Source organism: Okeania sp. SIO2C9 (assembly GCF_010672455.1).
Lineage (GTDB): Bacteria > Cyanobacteriota > Cyanobacteriia > Cyanobacteriales > Microcoleaceae > Okeania.
Genome location: NZ_JAAHGO010000098.1, coordinates 17,328 through 27,294, shown reverse-complemented (window position 1 = coordinate 27,294; position 9,967 = coordinate 17,328). Strand labels below are relative to the sequence as shown.

5 protein-coding genes and 1 pseudogene are annotated in these 9,967 nt (G+C 37.0%); 5 read left to right on the top strand and 1 reads right to left on the bottom strand.

What is annotated here, in order from left to right:
* The first annotated feature begins 533 nt into the window (after window positions 1-533).
* The 5 genes and pseudogenes from F6K23_RS35810 to F6K23_RS35790 form a co-directional block, all read left to right on the top strand.
* Window positions 534-1,979 carry a folate/biopterin family MFS transporter gene (locus tag F6K23_RS35810; RefSeq protein WP_293165285.1) on the top strand — a complete coding sequence of 482 codons (1,446 nt, stop codon included), beginning with the start codon at window positions 534-536 and terminating at the stop codon, window positions 1,977-1,979.
* A gap of 867 nt (window positions 1,980-2,846) precedes the next feature.
* A complete protein-coding gene (locus tag F6K23_RS35805; RefSeq protein WP_293165284.1) occupies window positions 2,847-4,316 on the top strand; it encodes a carotenoid oxygenase family protein in 1,470 nt (489 codons plus the stop codon).
* A gap of 201 nt (window positions 4,317-4,517) precedes the next feature.
* Window positions 4,518-5,621 (top strand): pentapeptide repeat-containing protein, encoded by a 1,104-nt coding sequence (locus F6K23_RS35800; protein ID WP_293165283.1) that lies wholly within the window; start codon window positions 4,518-4,520, stop codon window positions 5,619-5,621.
* Window positions 5,622-6,110: 489 nt separating this feature from the next.
* Window positions 6,111-6,464: a Dethiobiotin synthetase gene (locus tag F6K23_RS35795; protein WP_293165282.1), complete on the top strand. Its 354-nt coding sequence runs from the start codon at window positions 6,111-6,113 to the stop codon at window positions 6,462-6,464.
* Window positions 6,465-8,183: 1,719 nt separating this feature from the next.
* Window positions 8,184-8,300 (top strand): annotated as a pseudogene (locus tag F6K23_RS35790) (IS701 family transposase); the annotation flags it as partial.
* 119 nt (window positions 8,301-8,419) lie between these two features.
* Here the strand turns inward: F6K23_RS35790 and F6K23_RS35785 are convergent.
* Window positions 8,420-9,841, bottom strand: a complete 1,422-nt coding sequence (locus F6K23_RS35785) for a transposase (RefSeq protein WP_293165281.1) — start codon at window positions 9,839-9,841, stop codon at window positions 8,420-8,422.
* Window positions 9,842-9,967 lie beyond the last annotated feature (126 nt).

The window sequence follows — 9,967 nt, the reverse complement described above, 5'->3', positions numbered from 1 at the left end:
CATCTCCCCATCGCCCCATCTCCCCATCTCCCCATCTCCCCATCTCCCCATCTCCCCATCTCCCCATCTCCCCATCTCCCCATCTCCCCATCTCCCCATCCCCCCACACTCCTTTACCATTACTATGCACCACCACCGTTTTTTCAACTATAGCGCCTGGGTTTTTAGATTTTAGATTAGTTTTTGTTGTGGCGATCGCTATAACTTGAATTTCATACTTTTGATATAAATATGATTTACGCAGATACGCTATATATAGTACTCATAACTATTGTCCAATAGTCTTTATACTCTATAGATAGTTCCTTTACGTAAGTCCTGATAAATTGTCCTGTGATTGGCGGAAAATCTACGAAAAAGTAGTATTTAAAAGCCTTTCCTAACGAAATGCTGCGCAAACAGGTGTCTAATATATGCACAAATTTTTCGGCTGATAACTGTTAACGTAGTTCCGACCTAGGAGGCTAGCTGATAGCTGATGGCTAGTTAAGATAAGATTATATTGGTTAAAAAATGTTAATAAGTGTTCACTAATGTTCATATCTTCTCAAGGCATAATCAAGCTCAAAAAATCCCTCAAACAGAGAGTATTTTTTGGCAATGAACCGACACCGGAACTCATGGCTATATTGCTTGTTTACTTTGTCCAAGGAATTTTAGGGTTGGGACGTCTTGCTGTCAGTTTCTTTCTCAAGGATGAATTGGCCATGAGTCCCGCTGAAGTATCGGCAATGTTGGGCGTTGTCATCATACCGTGGATGATTAAACCTGTTTTTGGGTTTATTTCAGACGGAGTGCCAATATTAGGTTATCGACGACGGCCTTATATGATTTTTTCTGGGATACTGGGGGCGTTTTCTTGGATAGCATTGGCAAAATGGGTACATACTCCACTAGCAGCTACAGGAGCGATCGCTCTGAGTTCTTTATCGGTGGCTATTAGTGATGTAATTGTTGATTCTTTAGTTGTACAAAGAGTGCAAAAAGAATCTGTTAGTAGTACGGGTTCTCTACAATCTTTATGTTGGGCAGCTTCAGCATTAGGAGGACTAATAACTGCTTATTTGAGTGGTTATTTACTGGAGCATTTTAGTAATCAAACTGTATTTTTAATTACAGCTATTTTTCCTTTGATTGTTTCTGTTGTAGCCTGGTTAATTAATGAAGAAAAAGTTACTATTGGGATTAATTTTGACAATGTAAAACAGCAAATTAAACTGGTGAAAATAGCCGTTACAAAAAAATCAATTTTATTACCAACAGCTTTCCTTTTTCTTTGGCAGGCAACCCCTAATTCTGAGTCAGCTTTCTTTTTCTTTTCCACAAACGAATTAGGATTTCAACCCGAATTTTTAGGGAGGGTACGGTTAGTAACAAGTATTGCTGCTTTAATAGGTGTTTGGCTATTTCAACGCTTTTTTAAATCTGTTCCTTTTCGGCAAATTTTCGGATGGTCTATAGTTATTTCTGCTGTTTTAGGAATGACTACTTTACTGCTAGTTACTCATGCTAACCGCAGTTTAGGTATCGATGACCATTGGTTTAGTTTAGGAGATAGTTTAGTGCTAACAGTAATGGGAGAAATTGCTTTCATGCCTGTATTAGTTTTAGCTGCTAGACTTTGCCCACCGGGAGTAGAAGCAACTCTGTTTGCTTTATTAATGTCTATCTATAATTTAGCTGGACTTATCTCCCATGAAGGAGGTGCATTGTTAATGCATTGGTTAGAAGTTACAGAGACAAATTTTGATAATTTGTGGTTGTTAATAGTTATCACTAACCTATCTACCTTATTGCCATTATTTTTACTAAATTGGTTACCAGCAGCTAATGCTCAAATGGAGGAAAATGAAAATATTAATTCTCTATCAGTATTAGAGCTGAATTCTATTAGCTCTGAAGTTGGTAGAGATAATTTTTTACCAGAATATTTACCAGAAATGGTACCAACTCCTAGTAGTAAAAACTCTCAAAACTAAAAATAGGTGGTAGGTCGTAGGTGTAATATCATGTGCGGTTGAATACTTATCAATATAGCGCTGTGCGCAGCTCATCTGGCAACAGGCAACAGGCAACAGGGGGAATAAAAAACCGATAATATAAGGCTTTTAGCTATTGGACAGTTCTTGTAATTTGTAAATATCCCAGCGCACATTGCTATAACTAGGGGCGAAGACATTTTCGTCTGTACAGGGGAATAGGGAGTAGGGAGAATAAAGAGATTTGCCATGTATACACAGTTGGGTTTTTTTCATCACTAATTTCCGGACATGATATTATCCCTTTCTTTCTTAGGTGTGAAATTTTACTATTGCGTATGGCAAAACAGTAGTGAATAAATTTTTAGTTTCTGATTTGTAATTAAGTCAGATTTTTTCTGTGTTGAGTGATCGCCTTTGGTTTGGAGTCTATTTTGTGGGAAGGTGTGAAATTTTACTATTGCGTATGGCAAAACAGTAGTGAATAAATTTTTAGTTTCTGATTTGTAATTAAGTCAGATTTTTTCTGTGTTGAGCGATCGCCTTTGGTTTGGAGTCTATTTTGTGGGAAGGTGTGAAATTTTACTATTGCGTATGGCAAAACAGTAGTGAATAAATTTTTAGTTTCTGATTTGTAATTAAGTCAGATTTTTTCTGTGTTGAGCGATCGCCTTTGGTTTGGAGTCTATTTTGTGGGAAGGTGTGAAATTTTACTATTGCGTATGGCAAAACAGTAGTGAATAAATTTTTGGTTTCTGATTTGTAATTAAGTCAGATTTTTCTGTGTTGAGCGATAGAGATAGTTTAATTCCCTCAAATTGATATTTCGTGTAAAACTTTAAAAAGTTGAGAAATTAGGATTTAATTATGACAAATTTACAAATTGAAAAATCTACATCTTATACTCGTGAAGATTGGAAAAAAGGATATGAATCTCAACCCAATGAATATAGTTATTGGATTGATGATATAGAAGGTGAAATACCAGCAGATTTGAATGGTACTTTTTTCCGCAACGGACCAGGTTTATTAGATATTAATGGTCAAGCGATCGCTCATCCTTTTGATGGGGATGGAATGGTTTGTGCTATTGGTTTTAAAAATGGTCGTGCCTACTTCCAAAATAGCTTTGTTAAAACGGAAGGTTATGTGGCAGAAAAAGCAGCAGGAAAAATTCTCTATCGAGGGGTTTTTGGCACTCAAAAACCTGGTGGTTGGTTAGCTAATATTTTCGATTTGAACAATAAAAATATTGCCAATACTGGTATTCTTTATTGGGGCGATAAACTTTTGGCATTGTGGGAAGGGTCTCAACCTCATCGTTTAAATCCAAATAATTTAGAAACTATTGGAATTGATGATTTAGATGGGATTTTACAGCCTGGTCAAGCTTTTTCTGCTCACCCCAGAATTGAGAAAGGAAAGGATGGCAAAGGAGATGTTTTGGTTAACTTTTCTGTGAAACCTGGTTTATCGAGTACTATCACTATTTTTGAGTTTAATAGTCAGGGAAAATTATTCAAACGTTACTCTCATTCAATTCCTGGTTTTGCCTTTTTACACGATATGGTAATTACCCCAAATTACTGTATCTTTTTCCAAAATCCTGTTACTTTAAATCCTATTCCTTTCTTCCTTGGATTGCGAGGTGCTGGTCAATGTTTGGAATTTTCACCTAATCAACCGACGCGGGTTATTGTAATTCCTCGTGATGGTAGTAAAGACATGAAAATTTTGGAAACTGAGCCTTGTTTTGTCTTTCATCATGCCAATGCTTGGGAAGAGAATGGGGAAATTTATGTAGATTCTATTTGTTATGACTCTTTCCCACAAGTTGACCCCGATGCTAATTTTAAAGAGGTAGATTTTGACTCAGTTCCAGAAGGTCAGTTATGGAGATTTAAGATTAATCTTGCTCAGGAAAATGTAGAAAGTAAAGTAGCAGAAAGTCGTTGTTGTGAATTTCCAACTTTACATCCGAATAATGTAGGAAAAGCTTATCGATATTTGTTTATTGGCGCTACGGATATTCCCACAGGAAATGCTCCTTTACAAGCAATATTAAAGATTGATTGGCAAACAGGAGAACGTCAAATTTTTAGTGTTGCACCGCGAGGTTTTGCCGGAGAACCTTTATTTGTTCCTTTTCCGAATGGGGTGAATGAAGATGATGGTTGGTTGTTGATGTTGATGTATGATGCGGCGGAAAATCGGTCAGATGTTGTGATTTTGGATGCTAGAGATTTGAATAAAAAACCTGTGGCGAAGTTGCATTTAAAGCATCATATTCCTTATGGTTTACATGGGAGTTTTACACCTCATTATTTTGGGGAGTAATTGATGTTTGGTTGACTTTAAAATCTAGAGGCAAACGGCTGTTTAATTGGGGGGAATTGATATGATATTTCCCCCAATTTATAGAGGGGTATTAGCCACAGCTTACTTTAGGGACAGATGAAGTAGACAACCTAATATTTCCTGATTTAGATGGATTTTTAAAGTAAAAGTAAATCAAAACAATCTATCTAAATTAATAATATGAATAACGAGGAATCTAACAAGGAAAACAATAATCAAATTATTCAGGGTGACAAAAATATAATAATTCAAGTGAATAACAATCATTCTACAGCCGATGCATCTGAAAAAATTCCGAATCCAAAAGAAGAGAAAAATATAGCATTAGCATTTATAATAACTGGCAGTCTCAATATTACACACGAGCTCACATTAAAAGTCATTGAAAAACATCTACAAAAAATTGCGGATGATGCGGATGATGCGGAATTAACAATTGTTGATGTTGATGAAGGAAGTTTAAAGTTTGTTTTACAAGGTTCTCCAGAAGGTCTAGAAAGAATTGAAAAATTATTTAACTCTGAAGAATTAACAGAAATATTTGATGTGCCAATAAAAAATGTTGAGTTTATCGAGCCTGAAAAGGAAAAATTAGCATTTTCAATTACTGGGGATATTTCTTACACTGATGTGGCAAAAATTAAAGCTGCGGTTACTGGAGTTGATGAAAAAGAACTATTAATTCAAAAAATTAGAACTTATCGAGGGAGCGAAAAATTAAATCTTAGTGGAGCTGACCTTAGTGGAGCTGACCTTAGTGGAGCTGACCTTAGTGGAGCTGACTTTAGTGGAGCTGACCTTAGTGGAGCTGACCTTAGTGGAGTTGACCTTAGTGGAGCTATCCTCAGAGGAGCTTACCTTAGTGGAGCTATCCTCAGAGGAGCTTACCTCACAGAAGCCGACCTTAGTGGAGCTTACCTCAGAAAAGCCATCCTTAATGGAGCCGACCTCAGAAAAGCCATCCTCAGTGGAGCCATCCTCAGTGGAGCTTACCTCACAAGAGCTATCCTCAGTGGAGCTTACCTCAGTGGAGCTTACCTCGAAGAAACCGACCTCAGTGGAGCTGACCTCACAGAAGCAGACCTTAGTGGAGCTTACCTCAGAAAAGCCATCCTTAATGGAGCCATCCTCAGAGGAGCTTACCTCACAAGAGCTATCCTCAGTGGAGCTAAATTAGAAAACAGTAAAGTAATAAATGCAAAATTCAGCAGCAATAGCCAAGGAATTAATGAACAACTCAAACAAGACCTCATTCAACAAGGAGCTATTTTTGAAGATTCTTAGGAAGACCCAGTATTAGCTCCAATGTGTCGCTAATATTAGCCATAGTTTAGTTTAAAAGTTGGGAGTATTGTCCAAAACTCTAGGCAAAGTTAATCAAAGTCTCTCACCATAATTAATTAACAAGAATTGACGTAGTTTAACGGTCTAAGCAACATTGATTTGTCACGATAAATTTTTTTTCTATCTAATTATAAAATCGTAATTTTATAGTGCCGGAAAATTATCAATAGTAGCAAATAATATCATGTTCATTAGAACAGTTATAATTAGGATCGTAATTTTGCTAGAGCAATAATACTAAGTATTGTAAGGGCTAGGGCTTAACTACAAACAAACAAAAACTTTATGATCAGTAATTAATCAATATGAGTTTTTGTTGGGTTGCCCTATCGCTTAACCCAACCTAAAAATTACTTATGCTTTTTCCCATTCTGTGCCACCTCACATAAAATTGGTATAACACCTAAAACCTACCACCTAATTATTAATATGAATTATGAAACTGCCCGTCAATTTCTCATAGATCAAGGAACAGCTTTAGAAACTAAAATTAATCCAGATGCTTTCCTCATGCGTCTCGAACAAGGTCAACCTCCTATTCCTGGCCAAGCAACTAATATTTTGTTAGCTCTAAAAATCTCTTTTGAAATGTTACAAGGAGATCCCCTTCTAGACCGAGAATTAGTTGCCGGATTATATTTATTAGCAATAGAAAGTCTAAAATTATTTGAAGCTGGTAGACGAAAAGGAGTAATGTGGCCGCCACTTTTAAAAGAAGATATTGAACGAATTTCAATTGCAGTCAAAAATATCTTTTCTGGAGTTTGGCCTACAGATAAATAATCATCCTTGAAGAAGGAATCAGGAAAAAGTGGATGGGGAAAGTCTTCGACAAGCCACTTCGTGTCTTATACCAAATCCGGTAGCATCGGTGTAATTAGATGGGGAGTTAGAGAGATAGGGAGATGGGGAGATGGGGAGATGGGGAGTGAGAGAAATATTTGGTAATGGTTGAAGATGGAAGATTTTTTTATACCGAATTAAACGGATTTGATATTATACCAAATTAATAAATATTTGCTACAAATAGCTAGGATATTTCTTAGGAGTTAACCAAACCCTGCCCCTCCCCAACCAACCCCCGCCCCTCCCAGGAGGGGAAGTCAGGAGGACCGAGTCAGAATTAATAGCTTCAATACCATTTTTCAGGTCGGAAATCATTCTTTTCTCTTGGTGCGCTACCAGATGCGACTGGCGTCGTCGCGGGGTCGCACCGCTCTCTTGGTCGATGGTCGGCCAGCGAGGAGACCCGAAGAGTGCAGACCCGCTCCGAAGATCGCCATCCCACCCTACGGGAAGCTCCGAAGATCGACCGCTTTGTCAAAGGACATATCCTGCATTTGTCTTTTTATTCCTCTGACTATTAGTAACATTCTTTTTTCACCCTTGGTATTATAACCCCAACCAATTGTCAATACCGTGTAGATGGCGGGGTATTAAACCCAAAATAAAAAGATAAAAAAGGCTTTACCGTTTATTTATAAACCCACATTTGGTGCTACAAAATGCAGTATGTAAAAATCAAAAAACAGGAGTAAGTATTTAGACTTAATAAAAAAATCTTAAACAGTCATTTGTAATATCATTAAGTGAGAAAAATACGATCACAATAAAACTGTATTAATGGATAGTTGGTATGCAACAAAAAGATTAATGGCATTGGTAGATAACAAGGGAAAAATTTTATTACTGTCTCTTAAAAATAAATCGTCTAGTAGATGATACTGGTCGCAATCGAGAAAGATAAAAATCTTGGAGAATTAAGTTGGAATGAATTAGAAAAAATATCAGTTCAACAATTAATAATGAATAATGAATAATTACCTCTCCTTGAAAATAAGAGGATTGACTAATAATGAAAATTTTTTTTATTATCCCCTTAAAAGGGGAGACTTTAAACCACAATTTTTTGGTAAAAGAATTCAAATAATATCATGTCCGGTAGCATCGGTCTTGTATAGTAAATAGGCAACAGCTCCGGAAGGCAACAGGCAACAGGCAAGAAAAAAAACTTAAATTTCCTGTAGATATCCATGCTAACTTTTACACAAACGATTGCCTTCGGACATGATATAAAAGGTTTTCTAAGAGTTCAAAAAGCGAGTGCTAATTGGCGAGGTCTCCTCAGAATGTAAGAAACACTCAAGATAGTCAAGGTATTCTAGGCAACTATTTCTATCAATAGAACAGAATATATTGCAACTAATAGACATCTACAAAAATCAAAAATGAGGTAATTATCAATTATCAATTATCCATTATCAATTAATGAAAAGAACTGTCCAATAGCTAAAAGCCTTATATTATTGGTTTTTTATTCCCCCTTCCGGAGCTGTTGCCTTCCGGAGCTGCGCACAGCGCTATAAAATCAATTATCACACATAAATTATCAATTATTTCTCCCTACTGCCTACTGCCTACTGCCTCTTTTCTAGAAATGTCTAATGACTTAAGTAAATCTTCAATGGATGCTGTATAATATTAGTCCCTTGCCTAGATGAGAAGATCAAAGAGTTTCACAGAGAACTTAAGCAATTGACAGGTATAGAATTTTGTCAATGTCGTCTCAGTCAAATTCAAAAAAATCATATAGTCTGTGCTATGTTAGTCTGGAAGTTTTGAAAAAGATTAGCAGTGAAAATAGGAAAAACTATTGATCAAGTTAAGCATGAATTGTGATCAGATTATCTGGGGTCAGAATAGAAATATCCTTCAATTGACATACTCCCGACGCTCCCCTACGGGAGAGCGCGGGATTCTTCAGCCAAGGAAGCCTTGACCGCAGTTTTTACAGAAGTGATGTCCTCCTCCTGTGTTGATAATAATCCTATTTTCTGTATTAGAAGAGCTGAGTTATAGTCTCTATCTAGCTCTTGACCACATTTAGGGCATGAATGCCAGCGTTCTGATAAGCTTTTGGGGACTTTACTCAAGCATTCCCAACAATGTTGAGACGTACCTTTTGGGTCTACTTTGATAATTCTGTTGCCTAACTTCCAGGCAACATACTCTAAGATTTGAATAAACTGACCAAATGCTGCATCTTGCAAAGACTTATTTAGCCCTGATTTAGCTGACTGACCATTGGGCAAAAATTGACCATTATCACCTAATTTAGCTTTGCAACGTCTGACTAAATTTGCTATTTGCAGGTCTTCTAAAAATATCACCTGACAGTCACTGAATAAATGATAAGCAAGTTTGAATTGCCAGTCGAGTCGTTGCCTAGCTATTAGTTGATGGAGTTTTGCTATTTTACCTTTGAGAATCTTCCAAGGATGAGAATGTTTTGGTTTTTTAGCTAATCTCACCTGTAGTTTAGATAAGCGATGCTCAGAGAATCTGAAAAATTTAGGAACTTCTATAAATTCTCCATCAGATGTAACAGCATAGTGCAACAATCCTAGGTCGATACCTTTGGAGTTATCTGAGGTGGGTTGAATTTCTACACTCCTCAAAGGTACAGTCTTATCTTCTATGGTGAAGCTAATATACCATCCGTCTGCTTCGCGAATTACTGTACCTGTCTTGACCTTGAATCCTCCTGGTATTGGGCGATTGTAGACAAAGGGGACTAAACCTATCTTTGGTAGATTTATACAAAAACGACCGTTGGCATTTTTGACAAGATGAGAATTTGATAACTGAGGATAACTCAACGAATTATAATAATGCTTCCCTTTGAATTTCGGCCTCCCACTGGTTTTACCGTTTTTGTCAGGTTTGGTAAAGTTATCCATGGTAGTTTGTACACGCTGAACAACATCCTGTAAAACCTGGGAGTGTATGGATTTGTATTCCGGAAATAGCTTTTTAGTTTGTGCTAGGTCTGCTAACTGTACTGTTTCCCAAACTACATAACCATTTATGATATTAGGATGCTTATCACCTTTTTTCGTTACTGGGTTGCCATCACTATCTTTCTTTCTGCCATCCCGTGTTTGTACTCTAAATTCGGGGATATTTTGATAAATTTGGTCTACTGGTACTACTGAAACATTTAAAGGACAGGCATTTACTGGTGTGCGTGTTGATTCAAACCAATTCAACCTTTGAGCCAAACGATAATTATATTGTATTCTTGCCAATTCTAACCAATTAGCGATAATAACCCCTTGACTTTTATGGGGCTTGAGCTTGTACTTATATTTCAGTAGCATCCTAGAATAGACCTTTATATCTACATTCGTTATTATATCAAAAATCAGGACGAACTACACACATTGGTGCCCGGCTTTCATCCCGGCGCTGAATTGAAAATTACAGCGCGGGACTTCCCGCCGGGT

Excerpts from the sequence above, each read along its gene's own strand:
- F6K23_RS35810 (WP_293165285.1), top strand. The coding sequence starts at position 534 with ATGTTCATATCTTCTCAAGGCATAATCAAGCTCAAAAAATCCCTCAAA.
- F6K23_RS35805 (WP_293165284.1), top strand. The coding sequence starts at position 2,847 with ATGACAAATTTACAAATTGAAAAATCTACATCTTATACTCGTGAAGAT.
- F6K23_RS35800 (WP_293165283.1), top strand. The coding sequence starts at position 4,518 with ATGAATAACGAGGAATCTAACAAGGAAAACAATAATCAAATTATTCAG.
- F6K23_RS35795 (WP_293165282.1), top strand. The coding sequence starts at position 6,111 with ATGAATTATGAAACTGCCCGTCAATTTCTCATAGATCAAGGAACAGCT.
- F6K23_RS35785 (WP_293165281.1), bottom strand. The coding sequence starts at position 9,841 with ATGCTACTGAAATATAAGTACAAGCTCAAGCCCCATAAAAGTCAAGGG.